Source organism: Rhodopseudomonas sp. RCAM05734, assembly GCF_052658035.1.
Genome location: NZ_CP199742.1, coordinates 3,949,623 through 3,976,352 on the forward strand (window position 1 = coordinate 3,949,623; position 26,730 = coordinate 3,976,352).

Genomic DNA, 26,730 nt, shown 5'->3' on the forward strand with positions numbered 1-26,730 from the left:
CGACGGACCGGAATTAGGGCAATGGCCAAGAAGAAAAAAGCTGAGGAGCATGCTGGCGGCCACGGCTGGTTCGTGACCTTCGCGGACCTGATGGGTCTGCTGATGAGCTTCTTCGTGATGCTTGTGTCCTATTCGACCCAGGATACTGCGAAGCTCAAGATCGTCGCCGGTTCGATGCGCGACGCGTTCGGCGTCCAGTCCGATGCACGCTATTCCGGCGTCATCGAATCCGACGGCTTGCCGACGCGCGGCCAGACCAAGAACAAGGCGCACGTTTCGCCCGAAGAAGCCTCCAACATCACCAGCCCCGACGAAACCGCAAGCGGTCGGCCCGCCGGCGCCAAGCTGAAGATGGACCGCGAGTTCGCGCTGGCATCGGCTTCGCTGCGACAGGCGCTGCAGGACATGCCGGAGATCAGCGAGATCTCGAAGAACATCATGTTCGAGGAAACCAGCCAAGGGCTCAACCTGGAGATCATCGACCAGAACGGCCGTTCAATGTTTGCCGACGGCTCCAAGGCACCCTACGAGCGCACCCGCATGCTGTTGCAGAAACTGGCCGTGCCGCTGAAGGCCACGCCGTTGCGGGTGGCGATCGTCGGCCATACCGCCGCGGGCTTCGTGCCGTCACGAAGCGAATATGACGCGTTTGACCTTTCCGCCGACCGCGCCAATGTGGTGCGCCAGATCCTGGAGCGGGAAGGGCTGCCGCCGGCCCACGTGTTCTCGGTGTCCGGCAAGGCCGACAGCCAGCCGCTGTTCCCTGACGATCCGTCAATGGCGGCCAACCGGCGGGTGACCATTACCCTGATGCGGGAACCGCCGCCGCTGCCGCCCAATCTGAAGCCATAACAGGGCGCGGATGGCTGTTTCGGCGCCTGGTTCCGGAAAACCCGGCTTCCGGCGGCACGAGCCAAGAAATATGCTATAATCTGTCGGTTGACTGGTCATGTCCGGCACGCCATAGCCGGGATCGAAATCACCGACAGGGCATCCCCTTCCCGCCATGGCAATCAGCGAAACATCAACCGAAGTCCCGACCGAGGCGCCGGTCACGACAGGATTTTGGCAGCTCACGCTCGGTGCCATCGGCGTGGTGTTCGGCGATATCGGCACATCGCCCCTTTACGCCTTTCGCGAGGCCGTCGGTGCCGCTGCGCATGGGGAACCGGTCACACGAGCCATCGTGCTCGGCGTGCTGTCACTGATCCTCTGGGCGCTGTTCATCGTCGTCACCGCCAAATACGTGCTGCTGCTGCTGCGGGCCGACAATAACGGCGAGGGCGGCACGCTCTCATTGATGGCGCTCGGGCAACGGGCCCTGGGGCGGCGGAGTTGGCCACTGCTGGCGCTAGGCGTGGTCGGCGCCTCGATGTTCATCGGCGATTCGATGATCACGCCGGCGATCTCCGTGCTGTCCGCAGTGGAAGGCCTCAAGCTCGCGGCGCCGGCGCTGGAGCACTACGTCGTGCCGCTCACGGTGGTCATTCTCGTCGTGCTGTTTTCTGTGCAGCGCATCGGAACGGCAAAGGTGGCCTCCGCCTTCGGGCCGGTCATGATCGCATGGTTCATCACGCTGGCACTGATGGGGCTGTATCACATCAGCGACGATCCCTCGGTGCTGGCTGCGATCAACCCATATTACGCCATCCAGTTTCTGTTTACGCATGGCGAAATCGGACTGGTGACGCTCGGTGCGGTGTTTCTCGCGGTCACCGGCGGCGAAGCGCTTTATGCCGATCTCGGCCATTTCGGCCGCAAGCCGATCCAGACCGGATGGTTCTACTTCGTGTTGCCGGCACTGCTGATCAACTATTTCGGACAGGGCGCGCTTGTGCTGTCCCATCCGGCGGCGATCGAGAATACCTTCTATCGCATGGTGCCCGAGGCCGTGCTGGTGCCGCTGATCATCCTGGCAACCGCGGCAACGGTGATCGCCAGCCAGGCGGTGATTACCGGTGCGTATTCGCTGGTCCGTCAGGCCGTTCAACTCGGCCTGCTGCCGCGTTTCGAAGTGCGCTACACGTCGGAAACCCATGCCGGCCAGATCTATCTGCCGCGGGTCAATCGACTGCTGCTGATCGGTGTGCTGCTGCTGGTGATGCTGTTCCGGACCTCCAGCGGACTGGCGTCGGCCTATGGTATTGCTGTCTCCACGACCATGGTGGCCGACGGCATCATGGGCTTTGTGGTGATCTGGAAACTGTGGAACTGGAAGGCGGCGACGGCTGCCGCCGTGATCGTGCCCTTCGTGGTGGTCGACATGACCTTCTTCAGCGCCAACTTCCTGAAGCTGCTGGAAGGCGCCTGGGTCCCGCTGATGTTCGGTCTGACCATGACCGTGGTGATCTGGACCTGGCGCCGGGGTGCGGCAATCCTTATCAACAAGACGCGGCGCATCGAGGTGCCGCTCGTCGATCTGATCAAGAGCCTGGAAAAGCGCCCGCCGCATATCGTCAAGGGTACCGCGGTGTTCCTGACAAGCGATCCCAATTTCGTGCCCACTGCGCTGCTCCACAATCTCAAGCACAACAAGGTTCTCCACGAACACAACGTGATCCTGACCATCGAGACCGGACAGACGCCGCGCGTCGACCCCGCCGAGCGGGTTCGCATGGAAAACATCAGCGACAAGTTTTCCACCGTCAGGCTGCGCTTCGGCTTCATGGAATCGCCGAACGTGCCCAAGGCGCTTGTGATCGCGCGGAAGCTCGGCTGGCAGTTCGACATCATGGCGACGTCGTTCTTTGTGTCGCGGCGCTCGCTGAAGCCGTCGGCGCAGTCCGGCATGCCGCTATGGCAGGATCACCTGTTCATTGCCCTGAGCCGTTCGGCCAACGACGCGACCGACTATTTCCAGATTCCGACCGGCAGGGTGGTCGAAGTCGGGACCCAGGTGACCATCTGATTTCCCACAATTCTGCATGGCTGTAGACTAAATTAGCGGTATGCTATGCCTTCTGCGCAGGGCTATAAGCCCGCTCGCTTTGCCCGGTTCAGTGAAGCCATTTTCGAGGCACATCCGATGACCACCGAGACTGCAGTGCCCGCCGCGGAAACGCCGGCGGAGAAGGGCCATGCGGACACCCATTCCACCGCTGGCTTCAAATCGCTGATGCTGGGCAGCATCGGCGTTGTGTACGGGGACATCGGCACCAGCCCGCTCTACGCCCTCAGGGAGGCCCTGGTGGCGGCCGGAGGGCATACCGCGGCCGGCGTGAGCAACGCGGCGGTCCTGGGCGTCCTGTCGTTGATCCTGTGGGCCCTGATCATCGTGGTGACGATGAAATATGTCGTGATCCTGCTGCGCGCCGACAATAACGGCGAGGGCGGTACCTTGGCACTGATGGCGCTCGCGCAGCGTGCGGTCGGCTCCGGCAGTGCCGTGATCATCCTGCTGGGGATCATCAGCGGCGCTCTGTTCTATGGCGACGCCGTGATTACGCCCGCACTGTCGGTACTCTCCGCCATCGAGGGCATGAAGCTGGTGACGTCGGCATTCGACGCCTACGTCGTGCCCTTGACCATCATCATCCTGCTGGTTCTTTTCGCGGTACAGTCGCGGGGCACGGCCCGGGTGGCCGCCTTTTTCGGGCCGGTCATGTGTGTCTGGTTCGCCGTGATTGCGATTGCCGCGATCCCGCCGATCTTCAAGCATCCCGAAGTGCTGTTTGCGCTGAACCCCATGCACGCTTTCTCATTCATGTTTCACCACGGCATCATCGGGTTTGTTACGCTCGGCGCGGTGTTTCTGGCGGTGACCGGCGCCGAGGCGCTGTATGCGGACCTCGGGCATTTCGGCAAACGTCCGATCCAGACCGCATGGCTGGCCATCGTGCTGCCGTCGCTGGCGCTGAACTATCTCGGGCAGGGCGCCCTGGTGATCGGCGACCCCACCGCGTTGGAAAACCCGTTCTTCCTGATGTTTCCGGACTGGGCGCTGCTGCCGATGGTCTTGCTCGCCACGGTGGCGACGGTCATCGCCAGCCAGGCGGTCATCACCGGCGCCTATTCGCTGACGCGACAAGCGATTCAGCTCGGTCTGCTGCCGCGCTTCGAGATCAAGCACACCTCGGAGTCGCACTCAGGCCAGATCTACATTCCCCGCGTCAACATGCTGCTGCTGATCAGCGTCGTGCTGCTGGTGCTGCTGTTCCGCTCGTCGAGCGCGCTGGCCTCGGCCTATGGCATCTCGGTGACCGGCACGATGGTGGTCACGGCGATGATGGGCTTCGTGGTCATCTGGCGCGTCTGGAAGTGGAAGCCGTGGGCGGCGGCCGCCCTGATCGTGCCGTTCCTGCTGCTCGATCTCACTTTCCTTGCTGCCAACCTGCTCAAGGTGTTCGAGGGCGGCTGGGTGCCGCTGGCGCTCGGCGGCGTGGTCATCATGCTGATGTATACGTGGCGGCGCGGAAGCCGGCTCTTGTTCGAGAAATCCCGCAAGCTGGAATTCCCGCTCAAAGATCTCGTCGCGATGCTGGAGAAGCGACCGCCGCAGCGCGTGTCGGGCACCGCCGTTTTCCTCACCAGCGATCCGGAAAGCGCGCCGACCGCACTGATGCATAGTCTGAAGCACTACAAGGTGCTTCACGAGAAGAATGTTATTCTTACCATCGAGACAGCGCCGACGCCGCGGATCGACCCCGCCGAACGGGTGCGCTTCGAGGAGATCAGCGCCACCTTTTCCAAGGTGACGCTGCGCTTTGGTTTCATGGAATCCCCTAACGTGCCGAAGGCGCTGGCGATCGCACGAAAACTCGGTTGGCAATTCGACATCATGTCGACGTCGTTCTTCCTGTCCCGCCGCGCGCTCAAGCCGGCGGCCCACTCCGGCATGCCGCGCTGGCAGGACCTTCTGTTCATAGCGCTCAGCCGCACCGCCAACGACGCCACCGACTATTTCCAGATTCCCACCGGGCGCGTGGTGGAAGTGGGTACACAGGTCACGATCTGACCGCGGGGTGCTTGATTTTCCGCGCGCCAAAGGCGAGTTTGGCGGGTCATCGCAGATACGATCGACGTGGCAATTCGTTCCGCAAGGCGGAGCGCGGGGAGGTTCTGGTGACAGGTAACAGTGTTGAGGATTTGGCGCCGGACGACGTCGCCAAGGGGATCGCCGACGGTCGCTATCTGCTGATCGACGTGCGCGAGCCCAACGAGGTCGCCGTCGAGGCCTATCCGGATGCCGTCGTGGTTCCGTTGTCGGGCTTCGATGCGAAGGACATTCCCGACCCCCAGGGCAAGCAGGTTGTGTTCGCCTGCCGTTCCGGCAAGCGCTCGGTGACTGCGTCGCTGGCGGCGCAGGCCGCCGGGTTCGCTTACGACAAGCATCTCGCCGGCGGCATGCTTGGCTGGAAAGCGGCAGGTCTGCCGTCCAAGACCGGCGGCTGATCCTCGATGAATCCAATCTTTGCGAACCTGCCCGTCACGGTGTTCGAGGCGATGTCGCAGCTTGCGCGCGACAACAACGCCATCAATCTCGGGCAGGGCTTTCCCGACGATCCCGGCCCCCTGGATATCCGCCAGGCCGCGGCCGATGCGGTGCTGAACGGCTACAACCAGTATCCCTCGATGATGGGTCTGCCGGAACTGCGCCAGGCCATCGCGACCCATTATGGGCACTGGCACGGCCTCAACCTGGATCCGACGACGGAGGTCATGGTGACGTCCGGCGGCACCGAGGCCCTGACCACGGCGATCCTCGCGGTGGTCGAGCCCGGCGACGAGGTCGTGTGTTTCCAGCCGGTCTATGATTCCTATCTGCCGGTGATCCGCCAGGCAGGCGGCATTCCGCGGCTGGTGCGTCTCAAGCCGCCGCACTGGCGCCTCACCGAAGAGGACCTGCGCGCGGTCTTCAATCACAAGACCAAGGCGGTGCTGTTCAACAATCCGCTCAATCCAGCGGCGGTGGTCTATCCGCGCGAGGACCTCGAACTGCTGGCAAAATTCTGTCAGGAGTTCGACACCATCGCGATCTGCGACGAGGTCTGGGAGCACGTGGTGTTCGAAGGCTTCAAGCATATTCCGCTGATGTCGATGCCCGGCATGCGCGATCGCACCATCAAGATCGGCTCCGCCGGCAAGATCTTCTCGTTGACCGGCTGGAAGATCGGCTTCGTCTGCGCCGCGCCGCCGTTGTTGCGGGTCTGCGCCAAGGTGCACCAGTTTCTCACCTTCACCACCGCGCCCAACCTGCAGGTCGCCGTCGCCTATGGACTCGGCAAGGCCGACGAATTCTTCAAGGAGATGCAGACCGATCTGGCGCGCAGCCGCGACCGCCTCGCAGCGGGGCTCGAGCGCATCGGCTTTCCCGTGATCCAGTCGCAGGGCACTTATTTCCTCACGGTGGATCTCTCGCCGCTCGGCCTCAACGAGACCGACGAGGCGTTCTGCAAGCGCATCGTCCATGACTACAAGGTCGCCGCGATCCCGGTGTCGGCATTCTACGAGGAAGATCCGGTGACATCGGTGGTGCGGTTCTGCTTCGCCAAGAAGGATGCGACGCTGGACACCGCGCTGGAGCGGCTGTCGGACGCGGTGCATCGACGCTAGGAGAAAGTCGTGGGCATCGGGATTTGCAAGATCACAAGTCTCATCGCCGCGCTGGCATTGTCGCTCCCGGCGCGGGCGCAGGAGCGGGTGGTCAATTTCTACAACTGGTCCAACTATATGGCTCCGGGAGTCCTCGATGACTTTACCCGGGAGACCGGCATCAAGGTCGTCTACGACACGTTCGACGCCAACGAGACGCTGGAGACCCGGCTGCTCGCCGGCAAGTCCGGCTACGACGTGGTCGTCCCTACGGCCTATTTTCTGCAGCGCCAGATCGCCGCAAAAATCTTCCAGAAGCTCGACAGGGCGAAGCTGCCCAATCTTGCCAACGCATGGGACGTTGTCACCAGTCGTCTCAATGTCTACGATCCCGGCAACCAGTTTGCCGCCAACTACATGTGGGGCACCACCGGCATCGGCTACAACGTCAAGGCGACGGAGAAAATCCTCGGACCCGGCGCCAGGATCGACAGCTGGGACATCGTGTTCAAGCCGGAGACCATCGCGAAATTCAAGGATTGCGGCATCCACATGCTGGATTCCGCTGACGACATCCTGCCGGCGGCGCTGAGCTATCTCGGTCTCGATCCCAATTCGACCAAGGCAGGCGATCTCGAAAAGGCGGCCGATCTCGTCAGCAGGATCAGGCCTTACGTGCGCAAATTTCATTCGTCTGAATATCTCAGCGCGCTGGCCACCGGTGAGATCTGCCTCGTGGTCGGCTGGTCCGGCGACATCAAGCAGGCGCAGCGTCGCGCCGCCGAGGCCAATAACGGCGTCGAGATCGGCTATGCCATCCCGAAGGAGGGCGCGCAGATGTTCCTGGACAATCTCGCGATCCCGGCGGACGCCAAGAACGTCGATGAGGCCTATGCGCTGATCAACTATCTCTACCGGCCGGAGGTCGCCGCCAAGAATTCGGATTACCTGTCATATGCCAACGGCAATCTCGCCAGCCAGAAGCTGATCGATCCGAAGATCCTTGATGACAAGACCGTCTACCCGGACGAAGCGACGCTGAAGAAGCTGTTCGTCATCACCGCGCGCGACCCGGCGACCCAGCGTGTGATCAATCGCCTGTGGACGAAAGTGAAGACGGGGAGGTAAGTCTCTGTCGTTGCTCCGATACGCAACTGTCGTCGCCCGGCCTGGCGCGCAATTGTGCGCCTGGACCGGGCGATCCAGTCATCGCGCGATCGTTAAAGCCGATCAGCCTGCGTTTACTGGATCCCCGCATGCGCGGGGATGACAAGCGCGTAGGCGCCGCCGCCGGTAGACTTCAGAACAAGCTTACCGCCAGCGGCGATGCAGCCACAGCCACTGGTCCGGATATTCGCGGATCCAGCCCTCCAGCACGGAGGTCACCGCCTGCATGGTGCCCTGCACGTCGACCTTGCCGTCGGCGGTGCGCACTGGCTTCACTTCCTCGGACAACTCGGCGCGAAAACGGTGGCCGGGCAGGCGGATGATGCGGACGCCATGGATCGGGCAATCGACCTGGCGCAGCAGCCGCGCCAGCATGGGATTGGCTTTTGTCTTGCGGCCGAAGAAATCGACCTCGACGCCATTGGTGAACCACTGGTCCACCAGCATGGCCACATGCTGGCCGTCGCTCAGGGCATGCGCCAGCTTCACCGGCGCGTCGTGGCTGGCCGCGACCATTGTCCCCATATTGACCGCACGGATCTGCTCGATGACGCGGTTGACGGCCTCGATGTTCGGTCGGCGATAGAGAACAGTGGCCTCGAGTCCGTGGGCTACGGCTGCGAGCGCCGGCAATTCCCAGTTGCCGATATGGGCGGCGAAGATCAGTGCGGGCTTGCCGTCGAGGCGGAGTTGCGCGAACAGCTCGTGGGTGCGCTCAGGGATTTCGATGCGGCTGAGTTCGGGATGCGCGGGGTCGTGCTCCCAGACGTGATCGAGATGCGCGAACTCGGCGGCGAACCGACCCATGTTGCCCCACACGCCGGCGAGAATTTTCTCGATCTCTTCCGGAGATTTTTCCGGGAAGGCCGCGGTGAGGTTGGCGCGGCCGATCTTGTCCTCGCGAAACAGCGGGCCGATCTTCTGCGTGATCTTCGCAAACAGGTCGGCGGTCTTGATCGGATCGAAATAGCGGGTGGTGCGGAGCAGCGCGATGGTCAGCGCCCCGACCACAGCCTCGCCCGCCGGCTTGATGGCGTCGCGGATGCGGGCGCGGGTGCGGAGGAACAGCCGCAGCATCAGAAGTGAACGATGATCTTGCCGAACACCTGACGGCTCTCCATGCGCTTCAGGGCCGGCTCGACGTCGTCCATCGAGACTTCGGTGTCGATCACCGGCAGCATGCCGTCGGCCATCTTGTCGAGGCTCTCCGCAATGTTCTTCATGGTGGCGCCGAACGAACCGAAGATGCGGTACTGCTGCTGGAACAGCTGCATCAGGTTGATGGTCGTGGTCGGGCCGGAGGTCGAGCCGCAGGTGACCAGACGGCCGCCGCGCTTCATCACCAGCAATGAGCCGTTGAACGTATCGGCACCGACGTGTTCGAACACGACGTCGACGCCCTTCTTCTTGGTGATCTTGCGCGTCTCGCCCTCAAAGCGATCCTTGCGGTAGTTGATCACATGGTCGGCGCCCAGCGCCTTGACGCCTTCGATCTTGGAATCGTCGCCCACCGTGGTGATCACCGTGCAGCCGATCTTCTTGGCCATCATGATGGCAGCGGTGCCGATGCCGGAGCCGCCGGCGTGCACCAGAATGGTTTCGCCGGGCTGCAGCTTGGCGTTGTCGAACAGCATGTGCTGCACGGTGGAGAATGCGATCGGCGCGCAGGCGGCGTCGCGCAGGCTCACATTGTCGGGGACGGGGATCACGAGCCGCGCCGGCATGTTCATCAGCTCGCGGGAAAAGCCGTCGAGGTGGAAGCCGTAAAGGCCGCCGACGTTTTCGCAGAAATTGTCGCGGCCTTCGATACAGGGCTTGCAGACGCCGCAGGTCTTGGCGCCGTACATCACGACCTTCTGGCCGGGCTTGAAGTTGGTCACGCCTTCGCCGACCGCAGCGATCTCGCCGGAAGCCTCGGCGCCGACGGCCAGCGGCAGCTTGCGCTTGGCGAAGGCCATGCCGCGAAAGCCCCAGACGTCGATGTGGTTCAGCGCCACCGCCTTGACGCGGATCTGTACCTCGCCGGCCTCCGGCGGCGGTGGGGCAGGCTGATCGACGACGACGAGCTCACGGTCGGCAACGAGATTGAGCGCACGCATGAACTGCGTCTCCGGCAATAAAGTGATTTCTGATGGTTGCGTATCGCCGGTTCACGCTATGGCGTCAACCGGCGCAGGGAGTTACGCGCGGGCTAAATCGGCTCGCGGGTCAGGATCAGCGAGGCGTTCTGGCCGCCGAAGCCGAACGAATTCGACATCACCGCGGTGACACGTGCGTCGCGTGCGGTATTGGGGACCACGTCGAACGGGATCGCCGGATCGGGAACATCGTAGTTGATGGTCGGCGGGATCCGCTGGTGCTCGAGCGTGAGCAGCGAGAACACCGCCTCCACCGCACCAGCGGCGGAGAGGGTGTGGCCGACCATGGACTTGTTCGATGAGACCGGGATCTGCTTGGCGCGCTCGCCGAACACCGTGGAGATGCCGAGATACTCCATCTTGTCGTTCTCCGGCGTGCCGGTGCCGTGAGCATTGATGTAGTCAATCTGGTCGGAGCTGAGGCCGGCATCGTCCAGCGCCTTGTGGACGCAGCCGACGATCGGCTTGCCGTCCGGGCTCGAGCGGGTGCGGTGGAAGGAGTCGGCGAGTTCGCCGCAGCCGGCGACAATGCCGAGAATCTTCGCGCCGCGCGCCTGCGCGGCTTCCAGGCTTTCCAGCACCAGCGCACCGGCGCCTTCCGCCATGACAAAACCATCGCGGTTCTTGGCGAATGGCCGCACCGCGGCCTGCGGCTGATCGTTGTGCGTGGAGAGCGCCGACAGCAGCGAGAAGCGGATCAGCGCTTCCGGATTGACCGAGCCGTCGGTGCCGACGCACAGCGCTGCATCGGCTTCCCCGCGGCGGATAGCTTCGACGCCGAGCTGGATCGCGGTGGCACCCGAGGCGCAGGCCGTCGAGGTGGAGATCGGCGAGCCCTTGGTGCCGAACGTCTCCGCGAGGTGATCAGCCACCGAGCCGAACATGAAACGGTTGTGATAGGCGGTGAACTTGCCGCCGGACGCGACGCGCAGCAGGGCATCATAGTCGATGTCGGTATTGGCGCCGGTGGCGCGCGCCACGGCCTGGCGCTGCGGCCATTCCACTTCGACGGGCGCCACGGCCAGAAACAGCGGGCCGGGGAAATCGCCTTTGCTGCCGAGGCCTGCCTGCGCCACGGCTTCCTCGGTCGCGATATCCGCGAGCTTCTCCGACAGGTCGGTCGACGAGAACGGATCGACGGGAACGAAGTCGACCGTCCCGGCCATCGTCGTCTTCATGCCATCGATGGGAAATCGCGTGATGGTGCGGATGCCGGATTCGCCGGCGGTCAGCTTGGCCCAGTTGTCGGACTTGCCCGCGCCGAGCGAGGTCACCACGCCCATGCCGGTTACGACGACGATCGGTCGGCCGAATTTATCGCGTGTTGCGCTCATGATCTCTCCGTCGCGGTTCAACGCGATTAATTGATGGCTTCGACCAGCGCCATGCCTTCGCCGCGCCAGTGGCCGGCGCCGATCACCACAATCTGGGTGGGCGGCTTCGACATTGCAATCTCGAGGCCGGTGGAATCGTTCGGTGGAAACAGCGCACCGCGCGAGATCGCCAGCGCCGCCAGCCCGAGCCCGAGCGGAAACTGCGTCTCCAGCGTATGGCCGAACAGCGTGCCGGTGCCGCGAACGGGAACGCCGGGATGCTCATGCAGGAAGTTGCGCTCTTCCGAGGTCACGGGCTCCGCGCCCGTTGCGCCGGTGATTATGGCGGCATCGTCCTTGATCGTGCCGAGCTTGCCCCACAGCGTCTCCAGCGAGGCCGTGACTTCGCCTGGATGCTTGCGGCGGGCATGATCGGCGACCACGTTGGTGAGCCGCGCAAACGGCTTCGCGCCGCGCGCCTCGGCGTGGGCCCTCGACTCGATCACCAGGAAGGCGCCGCCCGAGCCCAGCGCGAAGCCGCTGTTCTTCTCGCGCGCCCACACCGTCTCGAACTTGTTCTTCAGGTTGAAGTCGGCAAACTCGTACAGCAGCAGCAGATCCTTGCGCTCGCCGTTATGCGCCGCGCCGATCAGCGCGATGTCGCTCTGGCCGGCCGCGATGCGTGCCAGCGCAATGCGCACTGCGTCGACGCCGGCAGCTTCCTCGCCCATGAAGGTGCGCGACGAACCGGTGACGCCGTGCACGATGGCGATGTTACCGGCCAGCAGGTTCGACAACTGGGCGAGAAACAGCGTGGGGCGCAGGTCGTTCAGCAGCCGCTCGTTGAGAAAGCCCGGGGCTGAGGCGCCATGCGCCTCGGAATTGAGGATGCCGGAATCGACCGCGAGATCGCGTTCGCCGCCGCCGGCGGCGACGATCATGTCCATCTTCGACAGGATGTCCTTGTTGCCCTTGAGGCCAGCGGATTCCAGCGCGAGGCCGGCGGCATAGGTGCCGATGCGCTGCCAGGCTTCCATCTGCCGCTGATCGCCCTTCTTCGGGATCTGCGAGTCGAAGGACACCGGGGCCAGCGGATGGACGATGTAGGGCGCAAAGCCCGTCTCATCGACATTGATACGCTTGTCGTTGAGCGCGTCCCAATGGGCGTCCGGACCTTCGCCGAGCGAGGTCGCGAGGCCGATGCCGGTGATCCAGGCTTCCACCGGTGTGGAGGTTGCCGATTTCGTGTCAGCCATTAGCCATTGCCTCGTGAGGGAAGTTGATCCGCTTGGCCATGGTTTCCATATGCCCGCGCAGGTCCGGATGCGGGAAGGGGACGATTCGGAACGTCAGCGTGGCGTTGCAGGTAGTCTTGCCGGCGACAGTGATCTTCACATCGGTCATAGCGAAGCCGGAGCCGTCATGCGCCATCGTGGCGTCGATCTTCAGTGTCTCACCCGGCGTGATGAAACTCCGCATCTTGGCTTCCTTCACGGCGGCCAGGAACGGCATGCGCTCGAACTTGTTCAGCGCAATCAACAGCCAGCCGGAGGTCTGCGCCATCGCCTCGATCAGCAACACGCCGGGCATCAGCGGATAGCCCGGAAAGTGGCCCTCGAAGATCGTGCTGGTCTGCGGCACGATCGCTTCGACCGTAATCCGGCGCGCGCCTGTGTCGAGGTCGGTGATGCGGTCGATGAGGTGAAAATATTCGAGGTTCATGGCGGGGCGTTACGCGCCCTTGGCCGCGACCAATTCGTCGATGCGGGCGCTCAGGTTCTTCAGGACAAAATACTGCTCGGTGGTCGCCTTGCCGTCATTGACTTCCTGGGTCCATTTTTCCAGCGGCAGCTTGATGCCGAAGGCCTTGTCGATGGCAAAGGCAATATCGAGGAAGTCCAGGCTGTCGATGCCCAGATCGTCAATCGCATGGCTTTCCGGTGTGATCGTGTCGCGAGGGATGTCGCAGGTTTCAGCGATGATCGTGGCAACCTGCTCGAATGTGGAGGACATCGTTAAGCCTTTGATATATTGAAGATAAATGTCGGGGCGACGCGGAAAGAGGGGGCTCGGCCCCGAAACGCCCTGTCCGCCGTAAGGAGTCGTTTGCCCGTATAACGGAGGGACGCCCCCAGTTCAATGGCAGTTGAGCACCCGCTCACCAGCCAGTTCCACCCAGCGGACTATTATCCCGCACGTCTCACGGTGGCGTCGAGGCAATATGGGCGCAGTCCCGGCGTCCCATCAGCACGCAATCCTGGGTCTTGCGCAGGTCGGCGATACTGATGGCCAGCCAGATCCCGATGCCGGTGAGCGCCGCGGTCAGGGCGAACGCCGCCGTATTGGCCAGCATCCGGTGGCGAAAATCGTCCGGCTCGTCGCGATCCTGCCGATAGCGCGCAAGGTCGTCGTGCTCGGACGACAAAGGGGCGCGATGAGAATGACTGCTGGGAATCGGTGATGCATGCGCAGAGGATCGCGGCACAAATTTGAGCACGCGATGCTCGTCCTGCTCCCTGATGATCGGCTTCTGGGTCTTCATCATCGCCCGATGGCCTGCTCAGCCACTGTTATCTTCGAATTTTAGCACGCCGGCCCCGCGGGACACAAACAGAGTTCGCATGGCACGAATGCTCTACGGAAGTGGCTGCGGTCCGGCGTCCGGCGATGGGGCCGGCTGGTTGGTGGGGGCGCCTTGATCGGCTTTGCCGCCCAGCGCCCGGTGCAGCCACCGTTCGGTGGGGCCGCCGGCCACCAGAATGATGAAGGTGATGGCCAGGGCAATGGCGACGATGTGCCATTGGCCTGCGCCGCACAGGATGCCGACGCAGGCGGTCAGCCAGGTGCAGGCCGCACTGGTCAGCCCGCGAGATCCGGGCATGCGCGCCGGCGTGATAGATCACGCCGGCGCCGAGAAAGCCGATGCCAGTGAGAATGCCCTGGACGACGCGGCTGGTGGCATCGGTGAAGCGGCCGGGATCCCCGGTGGGATCCGACAGCATCACGATCATGGCGGTGGCGAGGCTGACCAGCGATAGCGTCCGCAGGCCAATCGGCTTGCCATGCAGATCGCGGTTGAGACCGATGGCGCCGCCTGCCAGCGCGGCGACGCCAAGACGCAGCATGATTTCCGGCCAGTCGTGCAATGCGATACTCCCCGGTGCGCGGCGCTACTTCGGCAGCCGGCCCATCATGTCAAATTCGACGTTCGGCTTCATGTCTATGACATTGGCCATCCGGTTGGACAGCGCGAAGAATGCGGCGATCGCGGTGATGTCCCAGATGTCGCCGGGCAGGGTGTCGAGTGCAGGGACAGGAAAGCGCGTGGGCAGTGTCATCGGCTGGGTCCGTCCGGCGCGCCGTGCGCAGGCGGCGAACATAGGCGATGAGCGCGCGGGGGAGAAGTAGCTGGGTGTACTTAGAGGCGGCGGCGCTCGTCGGGTGAGGGGACTATCGTGCAAAACACTGGCAGCCCCTCACCCGGAGCCGAGCTGACGCTCGGCTTCGACCTCTCCCCGCGAAAGGGCAGGGAGAGGTGAAGTCAGCGCAGCGGCTTCTTCAGCAGCGAGAAGCGGTCGGGGTCGAGGCCCAGCGACGGCTGCAGCATCGGTGCTTCGCCGGATCGTGCGACGGGACGCTCGGTGAAGCCCGGATCGTTCGGCACATCGCGATGCGATGTCGCTCCGCGCCAGCGCTCCAGCACGGCGCCGACGAAATGCATGTCGTGCCCAGCTGCGACGGACGGCACGGTCGAAATGGTTGCCTCCGATCGCGGCAACTGATGCGCCGGCACTTCCTTGAAGCGTAGTCGTGTCGGCAGGGCGACGCCTTCGCCGAATGCCAGCACTTCACGGGTGCCGAGCGAGGGCACGAAGGACAGCAAGTTGGCGGCAGCATCGGAGACGGCCGAGCGCAGCAGCGCCTGGTCGCGATCATTGGCAAGGCGCATGGCGAACAGGGTGTTGCACTGGGAAATGATGGTGGCGTCGAGTTCTGCTGGGCGCTGCGTCACGAGGCCGAGATAGACGCCGTATTTCCGGCCTTCCTTGGCGATGCGCGAGACCGCCTTGCGGGTGGGGCCAAAGCCGATGTTGCGGTCGGCAGAGGCGTAGCGATGCGCTTCTTCGCAGACGAACAGCAGCGGCGAGACGCCGTCGCTCCACAGCCCGAAATCGAACGCCATCCGGCACAGGACCGACACCACGGAGTCGACGACCTCGGCCGGGAAGCCGGCGAGCTGCATGATGGTCATCGGCTTGCCGTTGGCGGGCAGGCGGAATAGATAGGAGATCACCTCCGCCATGGTGTCGCCGCCGACGTTGGCGTTGTCGAACATGAAGGCGTAGCGCGGATCGTTGCGGACGGTCTCAATCCGCGAAATCAGCTTGTGATAGATGATGCGCGACGAGCGGTTTTCGAGCTTGCCCATGCGCTCGTCGATCAGCGAGATCAGGTCGACCAGCCGATAGGGGACCGGCGTGTCGACGGTATAGCCGATCGTCTTCGGATCGATGCGCTTCAATCCGATCCGGTCGGCGTTCTGGTACTGGGTATAGACCCCCTTGGCGATCGGGATCACCTCGCTGAGGATTTCCAGCTCTTCCGGCACGCCGGGGCGGCCGGCGAACAGTACGTCGACGATTTCCTCAAAATTGAACAGCCAGAACGGTAGCTTCAGGTTGCGCGGATTGAGCACCAGCGCGCGGTCGCCGAAGCAGCGGCCGTATTCGTTGTGGACGTCGAGCAGGAAGATGCGCAGGTTCGGGCGCACCTTGAGGATCTCATTGAGCAGCAGCGAGACGCCTGATGATTTGCCGACGCCGGTCGAGCCAAGCACGGCGAAATGCTTGCTGAGCATCTCCTCGACATCGATATAGGCGATGACCGAGCTGTCCTGTTGCAGCGTGCCGACATTGATCTGGTCGGAGCCGGTCGGCGCATAGACCGTGCGGAGTTCCTGGTTGGTGATCAACTCGACGGGATCGCCGATGGTCGGGTAATTGGTGACACCGCGCTGGAACTTGGGGCGCGCAGGCCCGCCGATGATTTCGCCGAGCAGGTCGACCGACGCGCTGGCGATATAGAGGTCGGAGGTCGGCAGGTTCTCGCACGAGACTTCGGTGATCATGGCGATGATCGTCGAATTGGCGCAGCGAATGCTGACGAAGCGGCCGACGGTGCCGCGGGCCTCCGCTGGCGCCAACTGGCTGGACGCCAACAGTCCGACCCGGGCGAGGGAACCACGGACTGAGATGATGCGTCCAAACGACGCCATGGAGTTCGTATCGGTCATGTCTGATTTGCTCGTCGCGTCCCGGGTGAGGAAGACTATGCAGGCGGGAATTGCACAAACAGTTAAGTCGGCATGCGTTCCCGAAGTCCGCTTCGCAGCGCTACGCCTGCAAAGCGGTATATCAGTGCCGATTTTTCGCGCGAACAACGTTTCGACGTCGGCCCATATGCCGGTGTTAATGTGCCGTTAACCGTCACGGCACGCGGCTTGTCTGCGTCCCCCTGGAATCCGGGCCGCGACGCACCCGGCCAGGCGCGGCGTCCTCTTGCTGCACGCAAAGACTTGGCGGGCCTCAGGAATGGTCTGTTTCCGCATCTTGCAACCCGGCGCGCCAAGGCGGTAACTGCAGGCAGGTGCAGCAGATCGGCACCGGTGGACAGGTCATGCGCATCGATTTTCTGGGGCTGCAGGCATTTCTGAGTATCGCCGAGCGCGGCAGCTTTTCCCGTGCTGCGGCGCATCTGAACCTGTCGCAGACAGCGCTCAGCCACCGCATCAAGAAGCTGGAAGAGGACCTCGGTCTTCAGTTGCTTGCCCGCACCACGCGCCAGGTCGCGCTGACTCCCGCCGGGCTCGACCTGCTGCCGACGGCGCGAAAGATCATCGGCGAGTTGTCCGATGCCGTGGACCTGCTGCGCGAGCGCGGCCGCGCGCGTCAGGAGCGCATCACGCTCGGCTGCCTGCCGACCATCGCCGCCCACCACCTGCCGCGCGTGTTGCGCGAGTTCAACGCGCTCCACCCCGGCATCTCGATCAAGGTCCACGACAATTCGGCATCGGAAATTGCGACGCTGGTGCAATCCGGCCAGGCCGAGTTCGGGGTCACGATCATCGCCATGAACATCTGGGATCTCGCGGTCACGCCGCTGATCAAGGAGCGCTTCGTGCTGCTGTGCACCAAAGACAGCGAATTTGCCAAACGGCGCTTCGTGGCGTGGTCGAACCTGCAGGAGACGCCGCTGATCCGGATCAGTCCGCAGGCCGGCAACCGCGCCTTGATCGATGACGCGCTCGGGCGCCGGCGCGACACGCTGAACTGGCGTTACGAGGTCCAGCACCTGCAAACCGCCGTCGGCATGGTGCTGGAGAAACTGGGCGTGGCCGTGGTGCCGAACATCGCCGTGGAGACCCAGGGCAAAGAGGGGCTGGTCGCGCTGCCGCTGCGCAATCCCAGCGTCAGCCGTACCGTCGGCATTGTCGTGAAGCGGGGATTGCCGGTCAGCAAACCGGCCCAGGCGTTGATCGACATGATCCGGAAGCACTTCCTGGCGCTGGGCTAGAGCAGGCCTGCGATATATGCAGTTCTTTGTCTGATTGTGCCAAAAGTCTCATTTGTTTCATATATCGGTATTGGGTAATTGCGGATCACGGTCGCCGGCGCCTGCTTTCGGGAGGGGCTTGGGTGTCCGTCAAAAATCAAGGGTCGACGCACAATGCGTCGTTGCAGGGCGGACAATATGCGAATGCAATTTCAGATCAGACAGAATGGACCAGGGCGCGGCTTCTGGCGCAACCTCGTTGTACTCGCGGTCGCCGTTCTTGGCTTTGCCGCCTCCGCGCAGGCGCAATCGCCCTATCCCTCCCGTCCCATTCGCGTGATCGTGCCGTTCGCCGCCGGCGGCGTCGCCGACATCACCATCCGGATCGTGACCGAGAGCCTCGGCACCAAGATGGGTCAGCGCTTCATCATCGAAAACATGGGCGGGGCAGGTGGCGTCGCAGCGGCCCGCGCGGTGCTGTCCAACGCCGCCGATGGTTACACGCTGGCGCTGCTCAGCAACGGCACGGCGGTCAGTGTGCCGCTGTTCAAGAGCCTGCCATTCGATCCGGTGAAGGATTTCGCGCCGATCTCCAGCATCGGCTTTTTCGACTTCGTCGTCGGCACCAATGCGGAGTCGCCGTACAAGACGCTTCCCGAAATGATCAAGTTCGCGCGGGACAATCCGGGCAAGCTCAATGTCGGCACCATCACCGTGGGCAGCACCCAGAACCTGTCCGCTGCCTTGCTGAAATCGGTGGCCGGCGTCGATTTCCAGATCGTGCCCTATCGCGGCACGCCCGAAGTGATCGTCGGGCTGCTGCGCAAGGATATCGATGTCATGATCGACAATTATGTCGGCATAAAATCGGCCCTGTCCGATCAGAAGATCAGCGCCATCGCCACCACCGGCGAGACGCGCTCGGTGATCCTCAAGGACGTCCCGACGGTCGCCGAGGGCGGCGTGAAGGGGTATGACGTGGTGTCGTGGAACGCACTGTTTGCGCCCGCCGGCACGCCGCCCGAGGTCATTGCCAGCCTCAATGCCGGCCTGCGCGAGGTGCTGGCACAGCCCGACGTCAAGCAGAAGCTGCTCGATCTCGGCATCGAGGCACGCGCCGGTTCTCCGGAAGAGCTGAAGGCCCGTCTCGTCGATGACATCGCCAAGTGGACCAAGGTGATCGACCAGGCCGGGATTCCCAAACAATAGCGCGGCCGCCACTTCCGACTTTCAAGCCGACAGGACATGATGACAAAACCAACCGTTCCCGGACCCGACCCCCACACCCGCACGCCAAAATTCAAGCTGCCGCCGCTGGCCTGCGACGCGCACACCCACATCTTCGGTCCCGGCAGCAAATATCCCTATGTCGGCTCCTACATTCCGCCGGACGCGCCGCTGGAGGACTTCGTCAAGCTGCACAAGGTGCTCGGCATCGGCCGCGCAGTGATCGTCAATGCCAGCGTGCACGGCACCGACAACAGCGTTGCGCTGGATGCGATCAAGGTCAGCGAAGGCCGTTTTCGCGCGGTCGCCAATCTCGATGGTGCCATCACTGAAAAAGGCCTTCAGGAGTTGCATGACGGCGGCTTCCGCGGCTGTCGCTTCAACTTCGTGCGGCACCTTGGCGGCACGCCGGATATGAAGGTGTTTCATCGCATCGTCGACATGGTCGCGGCGTTGAACTGGCACATTGATCTGCACTTCGATGCGATCGATCTGCCGGATTATGCCGACCTGCTCGCAAAACTGTCGGTGCGCTACACCATCGACCACATGGGCCGCGTCAAGGCTGCCGACGGGCTCGATCGGCTGCCGTTCCGGACCCTGATCGAGCTGATGCAGCGCGACGAGAAGTGCTGGGTCAAGGTGTCCGGCTGCGAGCGGGTGACGTCGATGGGGCCGCCCTTCACCGACGCCGTGCCCTTCGCGAAGAAGATCTGCGAGACCGCACCCGACCGCGTGATCTGGGGCACCGACTGGCCGCATCCCAATGTCAAGGCGATGCCCAATGACGGCGACCTGGTCGACCTGATCCCGCTGTTCGCGCCGGATCCCGCCATTCAACAGAAGATCCTTGTCGATAACCCCGCGCGGTTGTTCGACTTCGATAGCAAGTAAAGGACGACTCTCATGTCGAAGCCAAAAACAGGCCTGGTGGTCTCGGCGCATCCCGGCGATTTCGTCTGGCGCGCCGGTGGCGCCATCGCGCTGCATGCCAAGAAGGGTTACAAGGTCAAGATCGTCTGCCTCGCTTATGGCGAACGCGGCGAGTCGCAGTTTGCCTGGAAGCAGGAAGGCATGACGCTGGCCAAGGTCAAGGCCGGACGTCGCGACGAGGCCGAGCGCGCTGCGGCCTCGCTCGGCGCCGAGATCGAGTTCTTCGACGCCGGCGACTATCCCTTGCATCTGACGGAGGCGCACAAGGAGCGGCTGATCGATATCTACCGCGAATTGAACCCGAGCTTCGTGCTGACGCATTCGCTCGAAGATCCCTACAACGTCGATCACCCGGCTGCGACCGCGGCCGCCCAGGAAGCCCGCATCATCGCCCAGGCCATGGGCCACAAGCCGGAGGCCGAATACAGCTACTCGGCGCCGCCGGTATTCCTGTTCGAACCGCATCAGCCGGAGATGTGCAACTTCAAGCCGCAGGTGATCCTCAACATCGACGAGGTCTGGGACATCAAGCGCAAGACCTTTGAAATCCTCGCCGCGCAAAAACATCTGTGGGCCTATTACGAGCGCGTCGCGCTGCAGCGCGGCATGCAGGGCGGGCGCAACACCGGTGCGGCCATGACCTATGGCGAAGCCTATCAGCGCCTGTTCCCGATGACCCTGGAGGTGCTGGCATGAAACCCGTCGTCGTCCAGAACATCCAGCGGGCCGATGCCGATGTGGTCAAGCGCCTCGGCGCGCTCGGCGTCTCCACCTCCCACGAGGCCTATGGCCGCTTCGGCCTGATGAAGCCCTATATGCGCCCGGTGTGGTCCGGCGCGGAGGCTTCGGGCACCGCGGTGACCGTGCTGGCGCAGCCCGGCGACAACTGGATGCTGCATGTCGCCATCGAGCAGTGCCGCCCCGGCGACATGCTGGTCGTAGCCTGCACCACGGACAATACCGACGGCATGTTCGGCGACCTGCTGGCGACGTCGCTGAAGGCGCGCGGTGGCGTCGGCCTGATCATCGATGCCGGCTGCCGCGACATCAAGACCCTGCGCGAGATGGGCTTTCCGGTGTGGTCGAAGGCGATCTCCGCCAAGGGGACGGTGAAGGCCACGCTCGGCGCGGTCAATATTCCCGTGGTCTGCGCGGGCGCGCTGGTCAATCCCGGCGATGTCGTCGTCGCTGACGAGGACGGCGTGGTGGTGATCCCGCGCCAGGATGCCGCCGACGTTGCCGACAAGGCGGAAGCGCGCGCGGCGCTGGAGGAGGACAAGCGGCAGAAGCTGGCATCGGGCATTCTCGGCCTCGACATGTACAGCATGCGCGAGGGGCTCGCGAAGGCCGGCCTCGTCTATGTCGACAAACCGGAAGACGTGTAGGGCCATGCGATGATGAAGCTCCGCGTTCTGCTTGGGGACCACCCGCATACCGCGGCGCTGAAATCCGGCGCCATCGCATCCGATCTCGTCGAGATGGACTTCGCGCAATACACGCCGACCAACAAGGGCTTCAAGCCCATGGTCCGCGACGGCGCGTTCGACGTCTCCGAGCTGGCGATCGTCACCTTCCTGATGGCGAAAGCGCACAACAAGCCGATGGTGATGCTGCCGGATGTGATGATGGCGCGGTTTCAGCATTCCTATGCGGTGACCAACCCGGCGGCCGGCATCGCCACGCCCCGGGATCTCGAAGGCAAGCGCGTCGGCATCCGATCCTTCACCACCACGACCGGCGCCTGGCTGCGCGGCATCCTCGCCAACGACTATGGCGTCAACCTCGATGCCATCGACTGGATCACGTTCGAAGATCCCCATGTGGCCGAATATATCGACGCCACCACCAAGGCGCCGGCGGGCAAGCAGATCATGCAGATGCTGTTCGATGGCGAGCTCGATGCGGTGCTCGGCGAGAAGAGCGACGACCCACGGGTCAACCAGGCTGTTTCCCGACGTCGCAACCGAGGAGAAAGCCTGGTTCGCCAGGCACGGCGTGGTGCCGGTCAACCATGTCACGGTAGTCAGCAGGGAGCTGTCCGACAACCATCCCGATATCGTCCGCGAGGTGCATCGCATGCTGCAGGAGAGCAGGGCGTCGGCTGCCGGCAAGTCACCGTCGTTCAACGACGCCGAGCTGACGCGCTCGATCGAACTGATCACAGAATATTCCGCACAGCAGGGGCTGATCCCCCGTGCCTATGCGATCGATGAACTCTACGACCATGTGACGAACGCGTTGAGATAAACTCCGTCACCCCTCATCCCAGCCGAAACGCAATTGCGTTTCGGCTGGAGGAGCGGCCTTTTTGGCCGCGTCTCGAAGGACGAGGTCTGTTCAGCCTCATGGCTCGAGACGCGCGAAGACGCGCTCCTCACTATGAGAAGACCGAGCGAAATCTGGAGGAAAAACCATGACCCCCGAACCGATCTTCGATCTCGCCCATCTCGGCCATATGGAGATGCTGACGCCGAAGCCGGAGGAGAGCCTGAAGTTTTTCGTCGACGTGATGGGCATGACCGTGAGCGGCCAGAAGGGCGACTCGGTCTACCTGCGCGGCTGGGACGACTATGAGCGCTATTCGCTGAAGCTGACGGCATCGAAGACGTCGGGCATGGAGCATATGGCGCTGCGGGCGCGCAGCCCACAGGCGCTGGAACGCCGCGTGGCCGCGCTGAAGGGCTCGGAATTCGCCATCGGCTGGACCGACGGCGATCTCGGCCATGGCCCGGCCTATCGCTGCCGCGATCCCGATGGCCATATCGTCGAGTTGTACTACGAGACCGAATGGTACGAGGCGCCGCCGGAACTGAAGCCTGCGCTGAAGAACCAGGCGCAGCGGTTTCCGGCGCGTGGCTGCAATGTGCGGCGGCTCGACCATCTCAACTGCCTTGCCGTGGACATCAAGGCCAACCGGCTGTTCTTCGAAAACTATCTCGGCCTGCGGTTGACCGAGCAGATCGTGCTCAACGACGGCACCGAGGCGGCGATGTGGATGACCATGTCGAACAAGAGCTACGATTTTGCTTACTCGCGCGACCATCATGGCGTCCCGGGCCGATTTCACCACGTCACCTATGCGCTCGACAGCCGCGAAGACATTCTTCGCGCGGCAGATATCTTTCTTGAGGCCGGCGTGCACATCGAGACCGGCCCGCACAAGCACGCGATCCAGCAGACGTTCTTCCTCTATGTCTATGAACCCGGCGGCAACCGCGTCGAGGTCGCCAATGCCGGCGCGCGGCTGATCCTTGCGCCGGACTGGAAGCCGATCGTCTGGACCGAGGAAGAGCGCAAGAAGGGCCAGGCCTGGGGCCTCAAGACCATCGAGTCCTTCCACACCCACGGCACGCCGCCGGTGGAGCACAAGTAGCACTCTACGCCGTCGTTGCGCGATCGGGCTGTGTGACAGCCATGCAACTATCCGATGACAGCCCCCGCGGCAGACCGCCGGGCTGAAAATGTCTTCGCGCGCACTCGTCCTCGCAAAAATGCGCACAGATGCGCATCAGGCCGATTTGATCTGACAAGTCGCTAGGCAGGCGACAGCTTTTGATAGTATTCAGATTGCGCGCGATCAGAGGTTGGTGTCGAGCGAGGCAAGCCCATGCCGGAAACCAGGCAAGACGACTTCGATTTCTCCAGCCTGTCGCTGAAGGATCTCATCGAGGCCCGCGACCTCTATCACTTCCATCTCATGAGCAAGGTCAACGTCGTCGGCACAGCGGTGGGCCTGTATCTGATCCGGCGCGAGGAGGACTGGCCGAAGCCGCCACCGCCCGGGGAAGAAGGCAAGCCGTACCGCAAGCTGACCTATCCGCGGACGTTCGATAATTCCGAGGTGCGCGACTATTCGTGGCCATGCATCATCGTGCTGGTACGCGACTGGATCGATGAATCGGACTTCGGCAAGGGTCCGCACCGTCCGTGGCAGATCGTGCCGAAGAGTCTGTATCTGCCGGACGGCCGGGTCGTGCCGGTGTGCACGGTGCTGGCGCCACCGATGCCGCAGGACGCCGGTCCGCCGCGCGAGCCTGTCGCCTGGCCCCAGGCCACATTCGGTGGCGGATTGCCACTCTACGTCGAGGTACAGCATGAACGGCACATGGCGACCATCGGCTGCCTGATGTCCGACGGGCATACGTCCTACGCGCTGACGGCCCGCCACGCCTGCGGCGAACCGGACACCGAGATATCCGCGATGCTGCGCGGTGGCCTGTCGCGGATCGGCGTCAGCAGCAACAGGCAGATCGCGCGCAAGCTGTTCGCGGATGTGTATCCGGCGCTGCCGATGCGGCAGACCTGGCTTGGGCTGGACGTCGGTCTCGTCCGCATCGACGACGTCGGCCAGTGGACGCCGAACGTCTATGGTCTGCCGCCGATCAAGCCGTTGTTCGACATCTACGAACAGAACCTGTCGCTGCGCAAAATGGTGGACAAGCCGGTCATTGCCATGGGCGCGGCGTCGGGCCTGCTGCGGGGCAAGATCAAGGCGATGTTCTATCGCTACCGCTCGGTCGGCGGCTTCGACTATGTGTCGGATTTCCTGATCGCGCCGGCCAAGGGCGCGCGCGGCAGCCATCACGGCGATTCCGGCGCGCTCTGGCATTTGCAGATGCCCGGGCCGGACGGACGCGAAGACACAAGGCCGCTTCCGGAACGCGATCTCCGTCCGCTGGCGATCGAGTGGGGGGCGCAGGTGTTTGCCGAGAGCGACCAGCGCTCGACCTATTCGGTGGCTACCAGCCTGAGCAACATCTGCAAGCTGCTGGATGTCGAACTCGTGGTCGAGGGCAGCGACGGCGTATCGGGCACCTGGGGCGCGGTGGGCCATTATTCGATCGGGACGCTGGCGATCGGCCTGGTGAAAAACCGGACGCTCAAGGCCTTCCTCGCGGACAATGCGGACAGCCTCAGCCTGCCGCTGGACCGGTTGAACCAGCCGCCCAAGAACAAGGATCTGATCGACTCCGGATTCGTGGCGCTGGCGGATGTGCCTGACATCGTGTGGAAGCAATACCCGTCGCCGCACCTCAACCGCAAAGGCGAGGACATCGGCGTCGTGGGTGGCCGCGACACGCAATCCGGCGGCATGCGTTCGACCGGGCCGGAGCATCCGAACCACCATTGCGATGCCGACATGCCGTTTGCGGGCTCGGCGACATTGCCCGAGGCATGTATTGCAAATCCTTCGCTGCTGACCGCGGCGACCTGGAACGCCTACTTCGATACGTTCCCCGAAAAAGTCGACGTGTTGCACCGGGGCATTTTGCCGTTCCGGGTCTGGCAATATTTCGAGCGATTGAAGGATTTTGCGGCGACGGATCCCGGCAAGTTCATCGCCGCGGCCGGAACGCTGGCGCATTACGTCGGCGATTCCTGCCAACCGCTGCATGGCTCGACGCTCAGTGACGGTGTCGAAACGGAAGAGCCCGATATTCCGCGCGACAGCCCCGGCCGCAAGGACAAGACGGGCACGAAGCTACCGGCATTCCGCGGCGAAGGCATTCATTCCGCCTATGAAACGCAGATGATCGACATGGCGGCGAAGACCGGGGCGCTGTTCACGGAGATCCGCAAGAATCTCGGCACCAATCATAGCATGGCGCTGGTACCGGATGGCCGCGGCGCCGCCGTCGCCACGCTCACCACCATGCGCGACGTCGCAAAGATCCTGCCGCCGCGACATCTCATCGACGTCTACGAAGCGAGTTTTGCGCCCGGCTCGCTGCCGCACTCAAAAGCCCTGTGGGCCAGCGTCGGCAGCGAAACCGGGCAGGTGATGGCGCTCGGCGTGCGAACCCTGGCCATGATCTGGGACGCCGCATGGGCCGCCGGCGGCGGCGACACCAATCACGGTCGTATCGACCCCGCCGTCCTCCGCGGCCACTACGAGGATCCCAGTTTCGTGCGTTCGGTGGCGGTCGATGACATCGAGCAGGAAATCGCAAATCCGACGTCTGTCCGCCGCGTGGCCGCTGGCCGGCGCGTTGGCGCAAATGCAGCCGGCGCGAAGCAGCGCCAGCCCGCAAAGCGAGCCGTGCCCAAGAAGGCATCCAAGAAGGCGGCGAAAAAGTCTGCGAAAAAGTCTGCGAAAAAGGCCCCCGCCGCCGGCAGGAAGACAGCCAAGAAAGCCGCGAAGAAAGCGCCGAAGAAGAAGGCGGCGAAACGCTAAAGTCGGGGTGTGGTCGACCTCGGAGCAGGTCCAGATGCGGCGCCGTCCGTGCGGCCACTCGGGCGGTCATCGACGACGGAAAAGCTGCGACCGGATCGAAAATGCAAGTTGGCTGGGGAACTAGGATTCGAACCTAGACAAACAGAGTCAGAGTCTGTTGTGCTACCGTTACACCATTCCCCAAATGATTCAAGGACTTAGCGGGGTCCTGCCAGAATCATCGGAACCGGAAGCGCATCGCCCCGGTGCGGGCGGGTTCTAGCCCGACCGGAGCACCTCGTGCAAGCGCATCCTCGACCTGACCCACAATATCTCTATCCGGACCGGGGGCCGTGCCGAGCGCCTGCGCCGGTGCCCGGGCTGAAGATCCTGGCCGGTATGAGCGCATGTCGGCGTGCTTAGTCGGCACCGAGTGCCATGCCTCCGTTCTCAGGCGGCTCCGCGGACGTGCAGAGCTGCCGTTCCGGGGCGCATCGGTCCGTCGCAGGTTTTGTTGCTGCCGGACGCCCTCGTCGGAGACCAAACGTGCACTTCGAAGCGAGCATCTCCTTCGCCTGCTGAGCCTCGCATGATCGTCAGATCCAGGCCATGCGCGAGGCAGGATGACGACGGCTGAGCAGGGAGGCCTGAGCCTGTTCGTAGACTCTTAGTCAATTGATGCAACGGTGGCGTGAGCCCTACGCAACGTGCGCGT

Annotated in this window: 22 protein-coding genes, 1 tRNA gene and 2 pseudogenes; 14 read left to right on the top strand and 11 right to left on the bottom strand. The window is 63.5% G+C overall.

Annotated features, from left to right (window positions below; translation table 11 throughout):
• Nucleotides 1-21 precede the first annotated feature (21 nt).
• The 6 genes from ACUXVA_RS18615 (at nt 22) to ACUXVA_RS18640 (ending at nt 7,659) form a co-directional block, all read left to right on the top strand.
• Nucleotides 22-852: an OmpA/MotB family protein gene (locus tag ACUXVA_RS18615; RefSeq protein ID WP_445487451.1), complete on the top strand. Its 831-nt coding sequence runs from the start codon at nt 22-24 to the stop codon at nt 850-852.
• A 154-nt stretch (nt 853-1,006) separates the two neighbouring features.
• Nucleotides 1,007-2,908, top strand: coding sequence for a potassium transporter Kup (locus ACUXVA_RS18620; protein WP_265078978.1), 1,902 nt, complete (start codon nt 1,007-1,009; stop codon nt 2,906-2,908).
• Nucleotides 2,909-3,025: 117 nt separating this feature from the next.
• Entirely contained in the window at nt 3,026-4,954 is a 1,929-nt protein-coding gene (locus ACUXVA_RS18625) for a potassium transporter Kup (RefSeq protein ID WP_265078977.1), read from the top strand.
• Between the two features lie 107 nt (nt 4,955-5,061).
• On the top strand, nt 5,062-5,391 hold the full coding sequence (locus tag ACUXVA_RS18630) for a rhodanese-like domain-containing protein (RefSeq protein WP_265078976.1): 330 nt from the start codon (nt 5,062-5,064) through the stop codon (nt 5,389-5,391).
• A gap of 6 nt (nt 5,392-5,397) precedes the next feature.
• Nucleotides 5,398-6,552, top strand: coding sequence for an aminotransferase (locus ACUXVA_RS18635; RefSeq protein ID WP_265078975.1), 1,155 nt, complete (start codon nt 5,398-5,400; stop codon nt 6,550-6,552).
• A gap of 9 nt (nt 6,553-6,561) precedes the next feature.
• Nucleotides 6,562-7,659 carry a polyamine ABC transporter substrate-binding protein gene (locus ACUXVA_RS18640; protein ID WP_265078974.1) on the top strand — a complete coding sequence of 366 codons (1,098 nt, stop codon included), beginning with the start codon at nt 6,562-6,564 and terminating at the stop codon, nt 7,657-7,659.
• 183 nt (nt 7,660-7,842) lie between these two features.
• Here the strand turns inward: ACUXVA_RS18640 and ACUXVA_RS18645 are convergent, their stop codons facing one another.
• The 10 genes and pseudogenes from ACUXVA_RS18645 to ACUXVA_RS18690 form a co-directional block, all read right to left on the bottom strand.
• Nucleotides 7,843-8,775, bottom strand: a complete 933-nt coding sequence (locus ACUXVA_RS18645) for a lipid A biosynthesis lauroyl acyltransferase (protein ID WP_265078973.1) — start codon at nt 8,773-8,775, stop codon at nt 7,843-7,845.
• Nucleotides 8,775-9,797 carry a zinc-binding dehydrogenase gene (locus ACUXVA_RS18650; RefSeq protein ID WP_265078972.1) on the bottom strand — a complete coding sequence of 341 codons (1,023 nt, stop codon included), beginning with the start codon at nt 9,795-9,797 and terminating at the stop codon, nt 8,775-8,777. Before ACUXVA_RS18650 ends, ACUXVA_RS18645 begins: the two co-directional genes overlap by 1 nt.
• 92 nt (nt 9,798-9,889) lie before the next feature.
• Nucleotides 9,890-11,170, bottom strand: coding sequence for a beta-ketoacyl-ACP synthase (locus ACUXVA_RS18655; RefSeq protein ID WP_265078971.1), 1,281 nt, complete (start codon nt 11,168-11,170; stop codon nt 9,890-9,892).
• Nucleotides 11,171-11,196: 26 nt separating this feature from the next.
• On the bottom strand, nt 11,197-12,405 hold the full coding sequence (locus ACUXVA_RS18660; protein ID WP_265078970.1) for a beta-ketoacyl-ACP synthase: 1,209 nt from the start codon (nt 12,403-12,405) through the stop codon (nt 11,197-11,199).
• On the bottom strand, nt 12,398-12,871 hold the full coding sequence (locus ACUXVA_RS18665) for a 3-hydroxyacyl-ACP dehydratase FabZ family protein (protein ID WP_265078969.1): 474 nt from the start codon (nt 12,869-12,871) through the stop codon (nt 12,398-12,400). Before ACUXVA_RS18665 ends, ACUXVA_RS18660 begins: the two co-directional genes overlap by 8 nt.
• A 9-nt stretch (nt 12,872-12,880) precedes the next feature.
• On the bottom strand, nt 12,881-13,162 hold the full coding sequence (locus ACUXVA_RS18670; protein ID WP_265078968.1) for an acyl carrier protein: 282 nt from the start codon (nt 13,160-13,162) through the stop codon (nt 12,881-12,883).
• A gap of 187 nt (nt 13,163-13,349) precedes the next feature.
• Entirely contained in the window at nt 13,350-13,691 is a 342-nt protein-coding gene (locus ACUXVA_RS18675; RefSeq protein WP_265083752.1) for a hypothetical protein, read from the bottom strand.
• Between the two features lie 93 nt (nt 13,692-13,784).
• Nucleotides 13,785-14,274: pseudogene (locus ACUXVA_RS18680) on the bottom strand (MgtC/SapB family protein).
• Between the two features lie 45 nt (nt 14,275-14,319).
• A pseudogene (locus tag ACUXVA_RS18685) lies at nt 14,320-14,436 on the bottom strand (peroxidase-related enzyme); the annotation flags it as partial.
• 254 nt (nt 14,437-14,690) lie between these two features.
• A complete protein-coding gene (locus ACUXVA_RS18690) occupies nt 14,691-16,424 on the bottom strand; it encodes an ATP-binding protein (protein WP_413776530.1) in 1,734 nt (577 codons plus the stop codon).
• A gap of 401 nt (nt 16,425-16,825) precedes the next feature.
• On the opposite strand from ACUXVA_RS18690, the gene ACUXVA_RS18695 reads away from it, so the two are divergent.
• The 8 genes from ACUXVA_RS18695 (at nt 16,826) to ACUXVA_RS18730 (ending at nt 26,036) form a co-directional block, all read left to right on the top strand.
• Nucleotides 16,826-17,722: a LysR family transcriptional regulator gene (locus ACUXVA_RS18695; protein ID WP_265078966.1), complete on the top strand. Its 897-nt coding sequence runs from the start codon at nt 16,826-16,828 to the stop codon at nt 17,720-17,722.
• 183 nt (nt 17,723-17,905) lie between these two features.
• Nucleotides 17,906-18,910, top strand: coding sequence for a Bug family tripartite tricarboxylate transporter substrate binding protein (locus ACUXVA_RS18700; RefSeq protein WP_265078965.1), 1,005 nt, complete (start codon nt 17,906-17,908; stop codon nt 18,908-18,910).
• A gap of 36 nt (nt 18,911-18,946) precedes the next feature.
• Nucleotides 18,947-19,822, top strand: coding sequence for an amidohydrolase family protein (locus ACUXVA_RS18705; protein WP_445487459.1), 876 nt, complete (start codon nt 18,947-18,949; stop codon nt 19,820-19,822).
• 12 nt (nt 19,823-19,834) lie between these two features.
• On the top strand, nt 19,835-20,557 hold the full coding sequence (locus ACUXVA_RS18710; protein ID WP_265078963.1) for a PIG-L deacetylase family protein: 723 nt from the start codon (nt 19,835-19,837) through the stop codon (nt 20,555-20,557).
• Nucleotides 20,554-21,246 (top strand): 4-carboxy-4-hydroxy-2-oxoadipate aldolase/oxaloacetate decarboxylase, encoded by a 693-nt coding sequence (locus ACUXVA_RS18715; RefSeq protein WP_265078962.1) that lies wholly within the window; start codon nt 20,554-20,556, stop codon nt 21,244-21,246. The genes ACUXVA_RS18710 and ACUXVA_RS18715 overlap by 4 nt, the downstream gene beginning before the upstream one ends.
• A gap of 9 nt (nt 21,247-21,255) precedes the next feature.
• A complete protein-coding gene (locus tag ACUXVA_RS18720) occupies nt 21,256-22,074 on the top strand; it encodes an ABC transporter substrate-binding protein (protein WP_445487462.1) in 819 nt (272 codons plus the stop codon).
• A 200-nt stretch (nt 22,075-22,274) separates the two neighbouring features.
• Entirely contained in the window at nt 22,275-23,234 is a 960-nt protein-coding gene (locus ACUXVA_RS18725) for a catechol 2,3-dioxygenase (RefSeq protein WP_265078960.1), read from the top strand.
• A gap of 234 nt (nt 23,235-23,468) precedes the next feature.
• Entirely contained in the window at nt 23,469-26,036 is a 2,568-nt protein-coding gene (locus ACUXVA_RS18730) for a hypothetical protein (protein WP_445487465.1), read from the top strand.
• A gap of 109 nt (nt 26,037-26,145) precedes the next feature.
• On the opposite strand, the gene ACUXVA_RS18735 is transcribed toward ACUXVA_RS18730, so the two are convergent.
• Nucleotides 26,146-26,219, bottom strand: a tRNA-Gln gene (locus ACUXVA_RS18735).
• Nucleotides 26,220-26,730: the final 511 nt, after the last annotated feature.